This is a genomic window from Neobacillus sp. K501 (assembly GCF_053749995.1).
Window position 1 is genome coordinate 34,852 of the sequence record NZ_JBSLYA010000008.1, and the last position, 17,398, is coordinate 52,249.

16 protein-coding genes and 2 riboswitches are annotated in these 17,398 nt (G+C 40.4%); of the genes, 15 read left to right on the forward strand and 1 reads right to left on the reverse strand.

Going from position 1 to position 17,398, the window contains the following annotated elements; all coding sequences use genetic code 11:
• Positions 1–11: 11 nt before the first annotated feature.
• From hutU to ACWM35_RS17515, 8 genes are all read left to right on the forward strand, one after another.
• Complete coding sequence (gene hutU, locus ACWM35_RS17480) at positions 12–1,685, forward strand: urocanate hydratase (protein ID WP_454820135.1); 1,674 nt, start codon at positions 12–14, stop codon at positions 1,683–1,685.
• Positions 1,686–1,698: 13 nt separating this feature from the next.
• Entirely contained in the window at positions 1,699–2,997 is a 1,299-nt protein-coding gene (hutI, locus tag ACWM35_RS17485; protein WP_454820136.1) for an imidazolonepropionase, read from the forward strand.
• Positions 2,969–3,961, forward strand: coding sequence for an agmatinase family protein (locus ACWM35_RS17490; protein ID WP_454820137.1), 993 nt, complete (start codon positions 2,969–2,971; stop codon positions 3,959–3,961). The genes hutI and ACWM35_RS17490 overlap by 29 nt, the downstream gene beginning before the upstream one ends.
• A gap of 140 nt (positions 3,962–4,101) precedes the next feature.
• Positions 4,102–5,400, forward strand: a complete 1,299-nt coding sequence (locus tag ACWM35_RS17495) for a YjiH family protein (protein WP_454820361.1) — start codon at positions 4,102–4,104, stop codon at positions 5,398–5,400.
• A gap of 105 nt (positions 5,401–5,505) precedes the next feature.
• Positions 5,506–6,309: an alpha/beta fold hydrolase gene (locus ACWM35_RS17500; protein WP_454820138.1), complete on the forward strand. Its 804-nt coding sequence runs from the start codon at positions 5,506–5,508 to the stop codon at positions 6,307–6,309.
• A gap of 36 nt (positions 6,310–6,345) precedes the next feature.
• Positions 6,346–7,125, forward strand: a complete 780-nt coding sequence (locus ACWM35_RS17505) for a TatD family hydrolase (protein WP_454820139.1) — start codon at positions 6,346–6,348, stop codon at positions 7,123–7,125.
• Positions 7,126–7,283: 158 nt separating this feature from the next.
• A complete protein-coding gene (locus ACWM35_RS17510) occupies positions 7,284–7,523 on the forward strand; it encodes a glutaredoxin family protein (protein WP_454820140.1) in 240 nt (79 codons plus the stop codon).
• A 23-nt stretch (positions 7,524–7,546) separates the two neighbouring features.
• Positions 7,547–8,578 carry a DUF2804 domain-containing protein gene (locus ACWM35_RS17515; protein WP_454820141.1) on the forward strand — a complete coding sequence of 344 codons (1,032 nt, stop codon included), beginning with the start codon at positions 7,547–7,549 and terminating at the stop codon, positions 8,576–8,578.
• A 93-nt stretch (positions 8,579–8,671) separates the two neighbouring features.
• Here the strand turns inward: ACWM35_RS17515 and ACWM35_RS17520 are convergent, their stop codons facing one another.
• Positions 8,672–9,985, reverse strand: a complete 1,314-nt coding sequence (locus ACWM35_RS17520; protein WP_454820142.1) for a YheC/YheD family protein — start codon at positions 9,983–9,985, stop codon at positions 8,672–8,674.
• A gap of 174 nt (positions 9,986–10,159) precedes the next feature.
• Here ACWM35_RS17520 and ACWM35_RS17525 point away from each other — a divergent pair, with 174 nt between their 5' ends.
• From ACWM35_RS17525 to ACWM35_RS17555, 7 genes are all read left to right on the forward strand, one after another.
• Positions 10,160–10,966, forward strand: coding sequence for a histidinol-phosphatase (locus ACWM35_RS17525; RefSeq protein ID WP_454820362.1), 807 nt, complete (start codon positions 10,160–10,162; stop codon positions 10,964–10,966).
• Positions 10,967–11,346: 380 nt separating this feature from the next.
• Entirely contained in the window at positions 11,347–12,717 is a 1,371-nt protein-coding gene (locus tag ACWM35_RS17530) for an MATE family efflux transporter (RefSeq protein ID WP_454820143.1), read from the forward strand.
• Between the two features lie 235 nt (positions 12,718–12,952).
• Positions 12,953–13,061, forward strand: a riboswitch (TPP riboswitch).
• 87 nt (positions 13,062–13,148) lie between these two features.
• Complete coding sequence (thiM, locus tag ACWM35_RS17535; RefSeq protein ID WP_454820144.1) at positions 13,149–13,955, forward strand: hydroxyethylthiazole kinase; 807 nt, start codon at positions 13,149–13,151, stop codon at positions 13,953–13,955.
• An 18-nt stretch (positions 13,956–13,973) separates the two neighbouring features.
• Positions 13,974–14,783: a bifunctional hydroxymethylpyrimidine kinase/phosphomethylpyrimidine kinase gene (gene thiD, locus ACWM35_RS17540; protein ID WP_454820145.1), complete on the forward strand. Its 810-nt coding sequence runs from the start codon at positions 13,974–13,976 to the stop codon at positions 14,781–14,783.
• Entirely contained in the window at positions 14,780–15,433 is a 654-nt protein-coding gene (gene thiE / locus ACWM35_RS17545; protein WP_454820146.1) for a thiamine phosphate synthase, read from the forward strand. The genes thiD and thiE overlap by 4 nt, the downstream gene beginning before the upstream one ends.
• On the forward strand, positions 15,430–15,939 hold the full coding sequence (thiW, locus tag ACWM35_RS17550; RefSeq protein WP_454820147.1) for an energy coupling factor transporter S component ThiW: 510 nt from the start codon (positions 15,430–15,432) through the stop codon (positions 15,937–15,939). Before thiE ends, thiW begins: the two co-directional genes overlap by 4 nt.
• Positions 15,938–16,042: riboswitch (TPP riboswitch) on the forward strand. (Overlaps the previous gene by 2 nt.)
• Positions 16,043–16,115: 73 nt before the next feature.
• Positions 16,116–17,393, forward strand: a complete 1,278-nt coding sequence (locus ACWM35_RS17555; protein WP_454820148.1) for an acetylornithine deacetylase — start codon at positions 16,116–16,118, stop codon at positions 17,391–17,393.
• Positions 17,394–17,398 lie beyond the last annotated feature (5 nt).

Here is a 17,398-nt window from a genome sequence, read left to right on the forward strand (position 1 = left end):
GGAGTGAGCTTATGGAGACAAATACAAAGAATTTAAGGGTAGTAAAAAGTTATAAAGGAACGGAATTACATGCAAAGGGCTGGATCCAAGAGGCTGCTTTAAGGATGTTAATGAACAATCTTGATCAAGAGGTTGCCGAGCGCCCTGAGGATTTAGTTGTTTACGGGGGAATTGGAAAGGCTGCGCGGAACTGGGAGTCCTATGATGCGATTGTTAGGACGCTCCTTGAACTGGAAAACGATGAAACATTATTAATACAATCAGGTAAACCGGTGGCGGTATGGAAATCCCATAAGGATGCGCCGAGGGTGTTACTTGCGAACTCTAACTTAGTGCCTGCCTGGGCAAATTGGGAGCATTTCCATGAGCTTGATAAAAAAGGCTTAATGATGTACGGACAAATGACAGCTGGTAGCTGGATTTATATTGGCAGCCAAGGAATTGTGCAAGGTACGTACGAAACATTTGCAGAACTAGCTCGTCAGCATTTTGGCGGGACGTTAAAACATACAATTACATTAACGGCTGGACTTGGCGGGATGGGTGGAGCTCAACCGTTAGCCGTAACGATGAACGATGGGGTATGTCTTGCGATTGATGTCGATGAGACAAGGGTAGATCGCCGAATTGAAACCGCTTACCTTGATGTTAAAACACATGATTTAGATGAAGCATTGAAAATGGCACAGGAAGCGAAGATCGCAGGAAAAGCATTATCAATCGGTTTAATCGGTAATGCAGCGGAAATTCTTCCATTGATGATTGATAAAGGCTTCAATCCAGATGTGTTAACAGACCAAACCTCTGCCCATGATCCACTAAATGGTTATGTACCAGTTGGATATTCTTTGGAAGAAGCAGCGGTGTTACGTAAGGAAGATCCAGCAAGATACGTTCAATTGTCGAAACAAAGCATGGCTGTTCATGTGAAGGCAATGCTTACAATGCAGGAAAAAGGCGCAATTACATTTGATTATGGTAATAACATTCGTCAAGTAGCAAAGGATGAAGGTGTGGAGAACGCGTTTGATTTCCCAGGCTTTGTTCCAGCCTATATCCGTCCGTTATTCTGCGAAGGAAAAGGACCATTCCGCTGGGCAGCCTTGTCTGGCAATCCTGAGGATATTCGCAAAATAGATGAAGCATTGCTTCGGGAGTTTAAAGATGATGAGCATCTTTGTAAATGGGTAAAAATGGCACAGGAAAAAATCAGCTTCCAAGGTCTTCCTGCCCGTATTTGTTGGTTAGGCTATGGAGACCGTGCCCGTTTTGGGAAGGTGATCAACGATATGGTTGCTTCTGGCGAAGTGTCAGCACCAATCGTCATCGGCCGCGATCATTTAGATGCTGGTTCTGTTGCTTCACCTAACCGTGAAACGGAAGCGATGAAGGATGGCAGTGATGCAGTTTCTGACTGGCCGATTCTAAATGCGATGATCAATGCTGTTGGCGGAGCAAGCTGGGTGTCACTGCACCATGGCGGCGGTGTTGGTATGGGGTATTCCCAGCATTCTGGAATGGTTATTGTTGCGGATGGCACGAAGGATGCAGAAGTCCGCTTACAGCGGGTATTAACAACGGACCCTGGTATGGGAGTAGTCCGTCATGCGGATGCAGGATATGAATTAGCGATTAAGACAGCAAAAGAAAAAGGCATTAAAATGCCGATGCTAGAGCAAGATTGAGAGGATGATTTGAATGAGTAAAGCGGTTTTTATTCGTAATGCTGCTCAGCTCGTTACTTTGCAGGGGAGTTCTCATGCTCCCCTTGTAAAGGAAGCGATGTCTGAGCTTGGTATTATTGAAAATGGGAGCGTTTGGATTGAAGATGGTGTGATTGTGGCCGTTGGTACGGACGTGGAGCTGTTAGCGAAGTTTGGCAGCCGTCTTGGAGAAGCAGAGATTGTCGATGCGAGCGGTAAGCTCGTTACCCCTGGGCTGGTTGATCCTCATACCCATCTTGTTTATGCAGGATCTAGGGAAAATGAATTTAATATGCGCCTTCAAGGTGCTACCTATATGGAAATCATGAATGCCGGAGGCGGAATTCATGCAACAACAAGAATGACCAAGGCTGCTTCTCATCAGGAGCTTTTTCAAGAAAGCTATGAACGATTAAACCAATTTTTGCGTCACGGTGTGACAACGGTTGAGGCGAAAAGCGGCTATGGGATGGAATGGGAAACCGAACTGAAGCAGCTTGAAGTGGCGAAACAATTAAATGAACAGCATGTGGTAGACGTTGTGTCAACCTTCATGGGTGCTCATGCCGTTCCAAAGGAATTTAAAGAAAATCCTGATGAGTTTGTCCGTCTATTGGTGGAGGAAATGATTCCTAAAGTTGCAGAGCTAGGTCTTGCTGAATTTAATGATGTGTTTTGTGAGCATGGAGTTTTTACCCCAGAGCAATCAAAGGTCATTCTTGAGGCTGGCCGTAAGTACGGATTAATTCCAAAAATCCATGCCGATGAAATTGAACCATATGAGGGGGCAGAACTTGCTGCCGAGGTAGGGGCGATTTCTGCAGACCATTTATTGAGAGCATCGGAAAATGGGATGAAGGCAATGGCTTCGAAAGGAGTTGTCGGCGTCCTCCTTCCAGGAACGGCTTACTTTTTAATGGCAGAGTCCGCGAATGGACGAAAAATGATTGATTTAGGGGTTCCAGTGGCGTTATCAACTGATTGCAATCCTGGTTCGTCACCGACTATTTCCCTGCAGTTCATTATGAATCTTGGTTGCTTGAAAATGGGGATGACACCGGCTGAAGTGTTAACTGCGGCTACGATTAATGCCGCCCATGCAATTAATCGCGGGAGAGAGATTGGCAGTTTAGAAGTTGGCAAGAAAGCAGACGTGACGATTTTTAGCGTCGGAAATTATATGAAGCTTCAATATTCCTATGGTGTGAATCATACGGATACAGTTTTGAAAAACGGTAAGGTGGTTGTTAGGGGAGGTCAGCTAATTGAAGAGCTTTCTCTATCCAAAAATTAACCCGCCTAACTTTACGTGGGTAAGGCCAGAGAGTGGCAACGCTGAGAAGGTCCATGAATGGATTCAACCGATTCATCCAGGAATGAATCCTGAAGAGTGTAAGAACGCTGAGGTTGTGATCCTCGGCGTTCCGCTCTCCCGTTCATCAATAAGTGCTTCTGGTGCCTCTGAATTTCCCGATGCTTTTCGCAGGTCATGGAAAGGATTTACGACCTATAATCTTGATGATGATGTGGACCTGTCAGGAATGACTGTCCTTGATGCAGGGGATGTTCCGATGCATGTCACGGATATTTCAAAATGTCACACAAACATTGTTGAGGCTTCTGCTGAATTGCAGCGATATTTCGAGAGTTCGAAGGTGTGCGCGATTGGCGGTGATCACTCGATCACGGCCATGATGGTAAAAGGAATGCACAAGGCTAATCCTTCTGAAAAAATTGGAATCTTACAATTTGATACCCATTTTGATTTAAGAGATATGACGGATAACGGGCCTTCCAATGGGACACCGATGCGGAACTTGATTGAAAGCGGCGTGGTGGAAGGCAGCAATATGTATAATATTGGGTTACATGGATTTTTTAACACGAAAGATCTGAAACAGTATGCAGATGAAAAAGGGGTAAACTATTTCACACTTCGCGAAACAAGGAAAGAGGGTATTGAAGCCGTTGTCCAGCACTGTTTAGCGGAATTATCTGCAAAGGTTGATACCATCTATTTAACAGTTGATATGGACGTACTCGATATTGCCTTTGCACCAGGGGTTCCCGCATCCACACCTGGAGGAATGACCTCGGCCGAACTGCTAGAAGGGGTACTAGCCGCCGGCAGTCATCCAAAAGTCAAAGCCATGGACATCGTTTGTCTCGACCCATTAAAAGACACACCGGTCCAGCCAACCGTTAAACTAGGCACACATGTATTTCTAACCTTTCTTACTGGAGTGGCGCTGAGGTGACAGCTGCGGTGACAGGCACCACAAAAAGACACTGTCCACCTCAGGTGGACAGTTCCTTTCTTCGAACTTAGGGAATTTTATTTGAACAAGGGGGAATGGGTATGGAGAATCGACCTGTAGGGCAAGTAGGACAACCAGAAATGCAATTTGGTAATATGGCGAATAAGTTGAAGTTTTTTATTTTTAGTGCGATTGGTATTTTTGTATTTTTTATTCCGATTACGCTAAATGGTAAATCATCGATTATGCTTGATCATTTTGTTTCATATATCCAGTTGGCAGTCCCAGGAGTTCTTCCTTATTATGCTTTATTAGTCATTTTAGTAGGTGCTGTTTATCCGTTTGTGACTAAATCCTGGAAAAAGGATGCTGTATCCATTGTCTTTTCGATTCTGAAAATATTTGGTCTAGTCGCTGCGGTCATGCTAGTGTTTAATTTTGGACCTAAATGGTTTTTTGACCCGGATATGGCACCGTTCCTATTTAACAAGCTTGTAATTTCCGTTGGCCTTTTAGTACCTATAGGATCTGTCTTTCTTGCCTTATTAGTAGGATATGGTTTGCTTGAATTTATCGGAATATTCATGCAACCGGTCATGAGACCCGTATGGAAGACGCCTGGAAGATCTGCCATTGATGCGGTTGCATCCTTTGTCGGTAGTTATTCGATTGGTCTATTAATTACTAACCGTGTTTTTAAAGAAGGTAAATATACAATTAAAGAAGCAGCAATTATCGCAACTGGCTTTTCCACAGTATCTGCTACTTTTATGATTGTTGTGGCAAAAACTTTAAATCTCATGGACATTTGGAATGCCTATTTTTGGGTAACCTTTGTCGTCACTTTCATCGTTACCGCGATTACTGTTCGAATCTGGCCATTGAATAAAATGAGTGATGATTATTATCAGGGGATGGAAGGGGATGAGGAAGTAATCATAAAAAAAGACCGTGTCAAAACGGCATGGAAAGAAGCAATGATTACAGCAAATGAATCTCCAAGCCTTGGAAAAAATATTTGGGAAAACTTAAAAGATGGTTTTATCATGACAATGGGGATCCTTCCATCCATTATGTCTGTCGGTTTGCTGGGGCTTATTTTAGCAGAGTTTACTCCTGTTTTTGATTGGCTAGGCTATATTTTTTATCCAATTACGGCACTTGCTCAGCTTCCAGAGCCAATGCTAGCAGCAAAAGCAAGTGCCGTTTCGATCGCAGAAATGTTTCTACCGGCTTTATTAGTAACAAAAGCAGCGTTAGTAACCAAATTCGTCATTGCGGTTGTATCAGTATCTTCTATCATTTTCTTCTCAGCGGTAGTACCATGTATTCTGTCAACAGAAATTCCACTTACGATTGGAAAACTCGTTATTATTTGGTTTGAAAGAGTAGTGTTGACCATCTTACTAACCGCACCTATTGCCTTTCTCATTTTATAAATAAAAAACTGTTCCTCGCAAAAAGAGGAACAGTTTTTTTATTGAGCATTTGAAATGTCAAAAGTGACATAATAAAAATACTAATATTATGAGGTGAAGAGAAAAATGCCTATGCTGGATGTTGATGGTGTCCGCCTTTTTTATTCTGACATTGGACAAGGTATTCCGATTATTTTTATTCATCCGCCATTACTGACAAGTGCTAATTTTACATATCAAATCGAAGCATTATCGCAAACGTTTAGGGTGATCACTTTTGATATAAGAGGCCATGGAAGGAGTGGCTCCACCAAGCAGATTATAACTTACCCACTAATTGTCAAAGATATGATCACTCTAATGGATCATTTAGGAATAGATAAAGCTTTCATTTGCGGTTATTCGACAGGTGGTTCCATTTTATTGGAATTTATGCTCCAGTTCAGTGATCGTGCCTTTGGAGGTATAGTGGTAAGCGGGATGTCGGAAGCTAGTGATCTATACTTAAGACAAAGAATTTCTTTAGCAATAAAACTTGCAAATCCAAAAACTATTTCTTTTTTAACCTTTGCGATAACTCGGGGAAATTCCGATACAAAAGCTACGAACAAGCTACTTTACGAGGAAGCAATGAAGGGTGATTCTAGGAATATAAATCAGTATTATCAATATAGTTTAGAATATAATTGTACCAATCAACTCGAAAAAATTGAACAACCTATCCTATTAGTATATGGTAAGAAAGATAAATCCTTTCATCGGTATGCCCATCAATTACAAGAGAAGCTGCCTAGAAATGTATTAAAGTTTCTTTCAAAGAAAAAACATCAGCTTCCAACAAAAGCGCCATTCGAATTAAATCAATTAATTTTGGACTTTATTAATCGTCACAATAAAAACAGTTCAAACGATAATGATCATTTTCATTGAAAGTCTAGAATTTGAAAATGGAGGGGAAAGACAAGCTTGAGGTTGATAGATAGCCACATTCACCTAGATAAATATGGTGACAGTCAGATTTCAGATATAATGAAAAGCTCACTGTCGATTGAAAAATTGATCTCTGTCTCCAATAATCTTGAATCATGTAAGCGCAACCTTGAATTGTCTAATATATATTCAAAAGTAGAAGTGGCTTATGGTTATCATCCTGAGCAAAAGCTGCCGACTGAACGAGATCAAACCGAACTATTTGATTGGATCAATCAGCATAAGGATAAAATGATAGCGATTGGTGAAGTGGGGCTGCCCTATTATTTAAAGCAAAATCAAAAGGTTCTGCTTAATCAATATGACCAATATCTCGAATTATTAGAGGCTTTTATACAAATGGCAGCCCTATTAAAGAAGCCAATCATTCTTCATGCTGTTTACGAGGATGCTCAAATGGTTTGTGATTTATTGGAACAATACTCTATCAAAAGCGCCCATTTCCATTGGTTTAAAGGTGACAGTCTAACCATTGATAGAATGATAGCCAACGGATACTTTATTTCCATAACACCAGAGGTTGTATATAAGAGTAAAATTCAAAAATTAGTCGAAACCTATCCCCTAGGTCAAATGATGCTTGAAACTGATGGACCTTGGCCATTTGAAGGACCTTTTATGGGACAGTTGACTCAGCCAGTTATGATGTATGAATCCATTAAAAAGATTTCAAAAATAAAAAAAATCCCGCTCCATGAAGTGGCAGAAAGATTATTTCTAAATACGACAACTTTTTATCAGTTGGGTGGCTATTAAGGTGGGAAATTTTATTTCCTATTTCTCGGGAAAGCGCAGGAAGAGACAATTAGTGAGTTTCGTTGTCAAAAAATGCTGTCACATTAGAGTGAAATACAACTATTAATAGTAAAATATTCCTAAAACAGAGGTTTTTTATAAAAAAGGGAGAAATGATTATGACAAAACAACTAATCGTTTATACGACAAATGACTGTATTGAATGTACGATGGTGAAAAAGGTACTAACCGAGGAGGGACTTCTTTTTGAGACGAGAAATGTGTCGACCAACCCAGACTTTCAAAAAGAAGTAGAGCAGTTTGGGTTTTTGGGGGTACCTGTGACGGTCCTCGGCACCCGTACGGTAAAGGGATGTACCAATGAACTTAAGGATCTGATCGAATTAGCAAAAGTATAGCGTAGGTTGGGGGAGGTTTTTGTGTGCAAAGAAAAATAGAGAAACACCAACGGTTGCTTAATGACCAAGGAGAGCTAAATGTGAAAGGGTATGCTACTGAGCTTTTGCTCGAATATCGCCGCACTGATATAAAGGCCAGAGCCTACCGGATTAAAGAATGGGATTATTATTTAGTAGCAAATGGTGACTTTGCTGTAGCTTTAACGGTTGCCGATAATTCCTATATGGGACTCATCAGTGTATCTTTACTAGATTTCAAGAATCCTTGGTTTAAAACAACCAGCATTATAAAGCCTTTTACTTTTGGAAAACTTAGGCTGCCTTCTTCATCAAAAAAGGGGGATGTAGTTTATCAGGATAATCGGATCCATATTCAATTTTCACATGAAGTTGATGGCCGTCGCTTGAAATGTAATATGAAGAATTTTAATGAAAATAAAGATTTTCAATGTGATATTTTTCTTAATAATGAGCCCAAGGACTCGTTGGTTATTGCAACACCATTTAGCGAAGACTCGAAAGCATTTTATTATAATCAAAAAATAAACTGCATGGCCGCAGATGGTGTAGCTTCGTATAATGGCCGTGACTACTATTTCACTCCTGACAATTCCTTTGGGACTTTGGATTGGGGTAGAGGGGTATGGACGTATAAGAATACTTGGTTTTGGGGTTCCGCTTCGGGAATCGTGAATGGAAAGACGTTTGGATTTAATATTGGTTATGGGTTCGGTGACACCTCGGCAGCAAGTGAAAATATACTGTTTTTTGATGGTGCTCCACATAAATTAGATGGCGTCACCTTTCATATTCCTCAAAATGGTGAGGAATATGAATATTTAAAGACTTGGACATTTTCATCAAGTGACAGGAGATTTGAAATGGAGTTTCAGCCCATTTTGGATCGATGTGATTATACTTCGATTGGAATTATTGCCAGTGACCAGCACCAGGTGTTTGGGCGATACAGCGGCAAAGCAGTATTGGACAGCGGGGATGTGGTTGAAGTGAAAGAATTATTAGGCTTTGCAGAGCGAGTTTATAATCGGTGGTAGTAGAAAAAAGAGCTAAAATGTGGACTGCATCCAAAAAAGTAGGCTGTCTTTTTGGGGCATTCACATTGCTAGCTCTTTATTTGTTTGTAGTGTTTAAAAGCCTGCTAGTTTTTTTGCGTAAAGCATATTCATTTTTAGAATTTCATAGTAAAGCTCAGGATAACCAGCAACAAGAGCAATTTCGTGAGAAGGGTTACTGTGTTGAATATCTGTAACCCAAATATCGCCTATTTCTCCAATGGTCATGTCAACAGCTGCATTGGCGAGGTGGGAATTGTCATGCTCTAAAGCTTTTACAGCATCAGTAGCGATATGAATAATTTCATGAAAAATCAATGAGATTCGTAGATCGGTAAGTTTAAGAAGCTCTTTTAATTGCTCTTTACTAAATTTCACTAAAGGGAAAATATCCCTGGAAGTGGTTCCAGATTTTTTTGTCCTAGAAAACATCCCCATATGCTGCCACTGGCCAATTTGATTTTTTACGAGAATTACACGGAAATGAATGGTTCGATAGCCTGTTACATCAATTGATTCTTGTATGATAGCTTTTCCTTCTTGAAAAAATCGCTTGAAAATGGAATAGGCTTGGTCACGATTATTATATTTAAAGTTTTGAACATCTTTGATAGTGGAAATAGTGATACTGTTTTTGTCTTTTAACACTACTTTTAGCGGAGAGTGATACTCTGAGTTGATGGGAAAAACCGTCACATTGGGATATCTTTTTATAAAGTTGTAAAGGTCAACAGGTGCTTCATATAAAATGGATTCAGGGAGATAATTTTTTACGTCCAAGCAAGCTTTCCATGTTTTGAGAATCTCCCATCGGTTGCGATTAAAATCGTTAAATACCTTGTCCCCAATGACTCTTTGAAAATGCTCGATCCATTGTTTACTGATGGATTTCGCCAATACGAAAAGAGAAGATGGATATGGGAAGGTACCCTCGTCCCATTTTTTTGTCTTCGGATTAAATAGAAATCCTTTAATTTGATGATTTATTGGATCAACCTTGTCGAGAGTAAATGCAACTATTGCCCCCTTGATACTTCGATAATGAATTAAATAATCAAAAAGATGCTCGAGTAATTGGTTGATGGAATTTGAGTCGTAATCGATAAGTAAACCAATAAAAGGACCAATGAGAAATTCGTCTCCAACCGATTTGACTTCAAGCTCACAATGAAGTGGAATATTTAGCTTGTCCGCAATATCTGCAGATAGGCTTGCCTCATTTGAACATACAGTATTATCCAGAGAAATATTCGTTTCGCAACTTAATGATCCGAACCTGATTCTTTTCATCGTATCACCCTCAAAACCTAAACGCTTTTCAACATCAGAATGAAAAGTCAATCCCCCCGTACCAAAAGAATTACAAGAAAACTGAAAAACACCTTCCAACATAAATCCCCCCAACCTCGATAATGGATAAATTATTATATGAGAATAATGGGGTGCCTGTCACCGTATATTCATTTTTGAGCTTTTATACAGCCCTTTATACATTTTTGGGGATAGATGAGACCAAGATGGGAAAATACTGATGAGAGGTGATAATTTATGAGTATAGAGACAATGAGGTTTGATTTGCATACGCATCATGAGCGTTGTGGTCATGCGAGGGGAGGAATCCGCGATTATATTGAGGCGGCTATTTCGAAGGGGTTGAAGGTCATTGGGATTTCTGATCATACACCTTATTTTTCTAGGGACGAAGATCATCCGTTTCCACGAATCACCATGGCAAAAAGTCAATTTTCTGAATATGTCAAGGAAGTCCAACAATTACAGAAGCAGTATCATGGGAAAATTGATGTCCTCCTAGGGATTGAAGCCGATTTCTTCCCTGAGGAAGTTGGGAAATATCGACCATATTTTGAACGTTATCCATTTGATTACATTATTGGCTCGGTCCATCATGTCGATGGAGTAAGTATTTTTAAAAAAGACCGCTGGGAAGGACTCTCCTCTAAAGAAAAGATCCGCACAAAAGAAACTTATTATCAATTAATTGAACAATCTGCACGAAGTGGTTTATACCAGATTTTAGGTCATATTGATGCGATGAAGGGGTACTATCCTGAATTTTCTTCGATCCAAACTGCAGTTGTTGAACAAACGTTAAAGGTTATTGCTGAGTCCGATATTGCGATTGAAATCAATACGTCGGGCAAAACCAAATATGTTGGTGGATGGTATCCGGCTGAGGATATGTTAGAAATGGCGCTCCATTATGGGGTGAAAGTGACATTTGGCTCGGATGCCCATGATCCAGAACGAGTTGGAGATGAGTTTGACGAAGTCCAAGGTCGCTTAAAGGAAATAGGATTCCGAGAGTGGGTTTATTTTAAAGAGAAAGAGAGAATAACCGTGGGTCTCTAATGAAAATAAAGGAGTCGGGATAGAAAAAATGTAACGGAGCCAATTCCATTACATTTTTTCTTTTCGTTTTTTGGCCACTCTTTTAATGATATAAATGCCAGCAATGATTGCTAGTAGATTCAAGGAATCTCCGAAGTTTATGGTTAGGTTAATGTTGTTATTTACCCGAATCATGTTTTTGTTGTTTTTAGAATTTTGTAGTGATTTCGTCCTTTCTAGTTCTTGTGTCAGAATAAACACCTCCATCTTTATTATATCGATGGTGTTAGTTAAAAGATTCCAAATTTACTAGTTTTTTTAGTTGAAAATTTAAGTAATAACCTGAAAGATAGAGTATAATTGATTTTTGGATTTGCATTTCTTATTTTAGGAGATTTCTTATGAAACAGACATTTACATTAAAGGATAAGACAAAGCAAATATTTGTTTTATTAATTCCAATTTTAATTACACAGCTTGGAATGTTTTCGATGGTATTTTTCAATACAATTATGACTGGAAAGTACAATTCCTCGGATCTTGCTGGTGTGGCGATTGCCTCTTCAATATGGAATCCGATATTTACGGGTATCAGTGGGATATTTCTAGCCGTCTCACCGATTGTCGCACAGCGTTTCGGTGAAAAAAAGAACAAGGAAATAGCATCTGTGGTGCGCCATGGTATTTATCTGTCTTTTGTAATTGCCATTTTGGTTATCATCCTTGGTATCTTCTTTTTAGATCCGCTTTTGACGATCATGAATTTACCAAACCGAGTACATGAGACTGCTTTTGACTATCTTGTTGGTCTTAGTTTTGGAATACTGCCACTTTTTCTATTTAACGTCTTAAGATCCTTTATTTATGCATTAGGAAAAACTCGTGTGGTGATGTATATTTTATTGCTGTCATTACCATTTAATTTCTTTTTAAATTATGTGCTAATCTTCGGCCATTGGGGATTTCCAGAGCTTGGCGGAGCAGGAGCAGGGTATGCGACATCATTAACTTATTGGTTGATCATAGTTATGACCGTATTCATTGTAAAAAGACTAGAACCATTTTCTTCCTATAATGTCTTTACAGATTTTAAGCAATTTTCACTTATTGAGTGTAAAGAAATATTAAAAATTGGTGTCCCAATGGGGCTTTCAATCTTTTTTGAAACGAGCATGTTTGCAGTTGTCACGATCCTTTTAAGTAAGTTCAATGTAACGACGATTGCGGCGTATCAATCAGCTTTAAATATCGTGTCCTTCCTGTATATGATTCCAATTAGTATTTCCATGGCTCAAACCGTGCTTGTTGGTTATGAAGTGGGGGCACGGAGGTATCATGATGCTAAAGCATATAGCTGGTTAGGGGTTTATCTAGCTATTCTAATTGCCATTTTTACGGGAGTGTTAGTGGTTCTGTTCCGATATGAGGTGGCTGGTTTGTATTCAAATGAAACAGCCGTTATCAACCTTACGGCAAATTTCTTGTTCTATGCGCTGTTTTTCCAAATTGCCGATGCCATTCAAGCAACCGCTCAGGCTGCACTTAGAGGCTACAAAGATGTCAATCTATCGTTTATTATGACTTTAATAGCCTACTGGCTCATTTGCTTACCTGCTGGGTATTTACTAGCACACTACACCAGCCTAGGCGCAAAAGGTTATTGGATTGGATTAACCTTAGGCTTACTAGCCGCAGGAATCGCTTTATCCGCGCGTCTCATCTACATCCAGAAAAAGAAATTCATCCAAACAGAAATCAGTAAGGCAATCTAAACTGTAATCAACCCTCATCCGATCATTATGGATGGGGGTTTTTACATGACGAATTATTCTACATTAAATGGAAAAGTGTCCGTCTGAGGTGGACAGTGTCCACGAGCGGTGACAGGCACCAATAATAGGCACTACTAATGGACATTAATATTGGAACCGCTGCTACAGAAAAAAATAAATCACTTTACTTATCGTTTTAATACGGTTATGATTTATTTGATAATTTAATATGTTCTTTATCTACTAGGGGTGCCTGTTTTCAGGCTGAGAGAAAATCTGCGGATTTTTAACCCTTTGGACCTGATCTGGATTATACCAGCGTAGGAAAGTAGTCGAGTGAATGTTATTTTTTTCTCTTGCTAATTAGCCAGGTCCTTTTATATGGGATCTGGCTTTTTTATTTTTCAATGAATTGTAAAGGGGAGAGTAGGATGGAAAGAGAGTTTTCAGAGGTATTAGTAAAGGTCAGAGGAGAAAACCCACTCATACATAACATTACGAATTTAGTGGTAACCAATTTTACCGCGAATGGGCTGCTCGCTCTTGGAGCGTCACCTGTGATGGCATATGCCACTGAGGAAGTAGCGGATATGGCGAAAATTGCCGGTGCCCTTGTATTAAATATTGGGACACTGAACCCGCAAAATGTGGAGTCAATGATTCTTGCAGGGAAAGCAGCAAATGAAGCCAATACTCCTGTCATTTTCGACCCAGTTGGAGCAGGTGCAACGCAGTACAGAACTGAAACAGCACAACGAATTTTAGCGGAAATTAACGTCTCCATTGTGAGAGGAAATGCAGCTGAGATAGCAAATATTGTTGGGGCAACTTGGGAAATCAGAGGTGTTGATGCTGGAGCAGGACAAGGAAATATCATTGAGTTAGCGATCTCTGCCGCGAAAAATTTGAAAACCGTTGTCGTCATCACCGGAAAAGAGGATGTCGTATCAGATGGAAGCACTACCTTTACAATTGCTAACGGTCATCCGATTTTAACGAAGGTAACAGGTACTGGCTGCTTATTAACCTCTATAATCGGAGCGTTTGCGGCCGTTGAAAAAAAACTAATCAACGCTGCAGTTGCTGCCTTGAGTTATTATGGTGTGGCAGCAGAGAAGGCAGCAAAAATGACGGCTGAAAAGGGACCTGGTAGCTTCCAAATTGAATTTCTTAATCAATTGTCGCTTGTAACGGAAGAGGAGATAAAACAAGCTAGTATCATAACAAAACAATGCTAATTACTGGAGGTATAGAGGATGAAAAAGGCTTTAACAATTGCTGGCTCTGATTCGGGCGGAGGGGCAGGGATTCAGGCTGACTTAAAAACTTTTCAGGAATTAGAGGTTTTTGGCATGTCTGCTTTGACGGCCGTAACTGCCCAAAATACACTGGGTGTTCATGCGGTCTATCCAATGACATCGGAAGCCGTTGTCAAACAAATCGAAGCAATTGGTGATGATATTGGGGCAGATGCTGTAAAAACCGGAATGCTTTTTAGTGCGGACATTATTGAAGCTGTTGCGGATTCTATTAAGAAATACAACTGGGAGAACGTAGTCGTTGACCCCGTAATGATTGCGAAAGGAGGGGCTTCACTATTACAAGAAGAGGCTGTTTCAGCCATGAAGAGCTATTTGCTTCCACTAGCGAAGGTCATTACACCGAACATTCCGGAGGCGGAGGTGTTAACAGGGATGTCGATTCATACAACTGAACAGAAACAAGAGGCAGCCCAAATGCTTTATCATCTTGGGGTGAAAAATATAATGATCAAGGGCGGACATGATGAAAATTCATCTGAATCCGTCGATTTATTGTTTGATGGTAAGGAATTCTACACTTTTACCAGTAAAAGAATTGAAACAAAGAACACGCATGGAACCGGCTGCACTTTTTCAGCAGTCATGACAGCAGAACTTGCAAAAGGCCGCACGGTGTTTGAAGCGGTCCAAGTGGCAAAGAAATTTATTCAAGCAGCGATTGAAAATCATTTGGAGATTGGTCAGGGGCATGGCCCAACGAATCATTGGGCATATCGAAAAAACGAAAGTAGGGTGCTGTTATGAATACCAGCCAATTACGAGAGCAATTAAGCGTTTATTTTATTATGGGGAGCTCCAACTGTCTTAAAGAACCTATAGAGGTACTAAAGGAAGCGGTTGAAGGTGGGATATCGATTTTTCAATTCCGTGAAAAGGGAGAGGGTGCTTTAACGGGAAGGGAAAAAGTAGCCTTGGCGAAAGAACTGCAGCGTATTTGCTGGGAGAATCAAATTCCCTTTATTGTTAATGATGATATTGATTTAGCACTAGCCATCAATGCTGATGGGGTACATATTGGTCAAGAGGATGAGCCTGTAAGCAGCGTTAGAGATAAGATTGGCGATAAAATTCTCGGTGTTTCTATTCATTCTATGGAAGAAGCTGAATCGGCCATCGAACAAGGTGCTGATTATTTTGGCATCGGCCCTGTCTTTCCAACAAAAACAAAGACAGATGCCAAACCATCCCGAGGGACCATTCTGATAGAGGAATTAAGAACAAAAGGTTTTGAGATTCCAATTGTCGGAATTGGAGGGATAACAATTGAAAATGCCGCTTCTGTAATGAATGCAGGAGCTGATGGGGTATCAGTGATTACAGCGATCAGCCATGCGAATTCACCATTAGAAGCTGCGCAAAGATTAAAAAATATAGTTAAGGGAGTTTTAAAATGAGAAAAACCCATAAGCTAACTTTGACAGCGATGATGATTGCGATTGGAACATTAACTAGTAATCTATTGTTTATTCCCGTTGGATTTACCAAGCTCTTCCCGGTTCAGCATTTCTTAAATGTCCTGTCGGCTGTCCTGCTCGGACCGTATTACGCTGTTGCACAGGCATTTGGTGTTTCTCTATTAAGAAATATGATGGGAACAGGCTCCGTTTTTGCCTTTCCTGGAAGTATGGTCGGTGCCTTGTTGGCAGCTCTTGTTTTTCAAAAAACAAAAAAACTATCTTTTGCTTTTATTGGTGAAGTAATCGGAACGGGCATCCTTGGTGCCATGCTATCATACCCAATCGCTACGTTATTTCTTGGACAGGAAGCAACCATATTCGGATTTATTCCATTATTTATCTTTAGCTCGTTTGCAGGAGGATTAATTGGATTTATCTTATTATCAGTTTTTTTAAAAAAGAAAGTTCCTTTTTACCAGAAACCTACAAATGAAAATTATTAACATTCACTAGGGGAGCCGAAAGTTTAGGCTGAGACGGAATAAATCCGAACCCTTCGAACCTGATCTGGCTGACACCAGCGGAGGGAAGTGGAGCGAAACAATGTCAATTGTTTTAACCCGCCCATTCCTTTAAAAGATGAGCGGGTTTTATTTTGTAAAAAAGGAGTTGAATATGTATGGATGATCTTGTTGGAAAAATATCAGCTGAGGTAGAGGAGCGAAAAACCGAATTATTAGAGCTATTGACTACTTTAATCGCCTTCCCAACCGTCAGCCCGCCAGCCCGAAACACAAACGATGTACAGGAATTCATTAAGGGATATTTGGAGGACATAGGATTCAGGACAGAAAAATGGGATGTATATCCCGGAGATCCAAATGTGGTCGGAGTTTTATCAGGGGATTCCCCTGAGGAATACCATAGTTTAATCGTCAATGGTCATGTTGATGTAGCCGAAGTGGGAGATGAGTCAGGATGGGAGCAGTCTCCATTTTTAGCTAGAATAAAAGATTCCTATGTGTATGGCCGTGGTGTTGCTGACATGAAAGGGGGAATCGCAGCGTCACTAGTTGCGATTAAACTCTTAAAGGAAATGGGGATCTCTTTAAAAGGTGACCTTCAGTTTCAATCAGTCATCGGTGAAGAAGTTGGTGAGGCGGGAACGCTTGCATGCTTAGAAAAGGGATATACGGCTGATTATGCCGTTGTAGTAGATACGAGTGACTTACATATTCAAGGACAAGGCGGTGTCATAACTGGCTGGATTACCGTACAAAGTAATGAAACCTATCATGATGGAATGCGTCGGAAAATGATCCATGCTGGTGGCAGTGTGTATGGAGCCAGTGCCATTGAGAAAATGATGAAAATTATTTCAGGTCTGCAAGACCTCGAGCGTCATTGGGCAATTACGAAAAGCTATGACGGCTTTCTACCAGGAACGAACACGATTAACCCAGCTGTAATTGAAGGTGGAAGACATGCAGCCTTTGTGGCAGATCGTTGTGCTCTGTGGGTGACTGTTCATTTTTATCCGAATGAGGATTTTGAACAAGTCATTGAGGAAATCGAACAGCATATAGCCGCTGTTTGCGCTGCCGACCCATGGTTACGGGATCATCCAGCAACTTTTGTCTGGGGAGGTAAGTCGATGATTGAAGATCGCGGTGAAATTTTTCCATCCTTAGAAATGGACCCTAACCATCCGGGGACTCGTTGTCTGAGTAAAACTTTTGAAAAAATAAGCAATCAAGAAGCTTACATTGGAATGTCTACAACTGTTACAGATGCAGGCTGGCTTGGACGTGCTGGAATTCCAACTGCAATCTTTGGACCGGGAAAATTAGAGGATGCACACGCTGTGAATGAAAAACTAGAGATTCGCCAATTGGTGGAGTTTACGAAAATGATCGCTGTGTTTATCTCGGAATGGTGTAATACAAAAAAGGAGTGACAGAA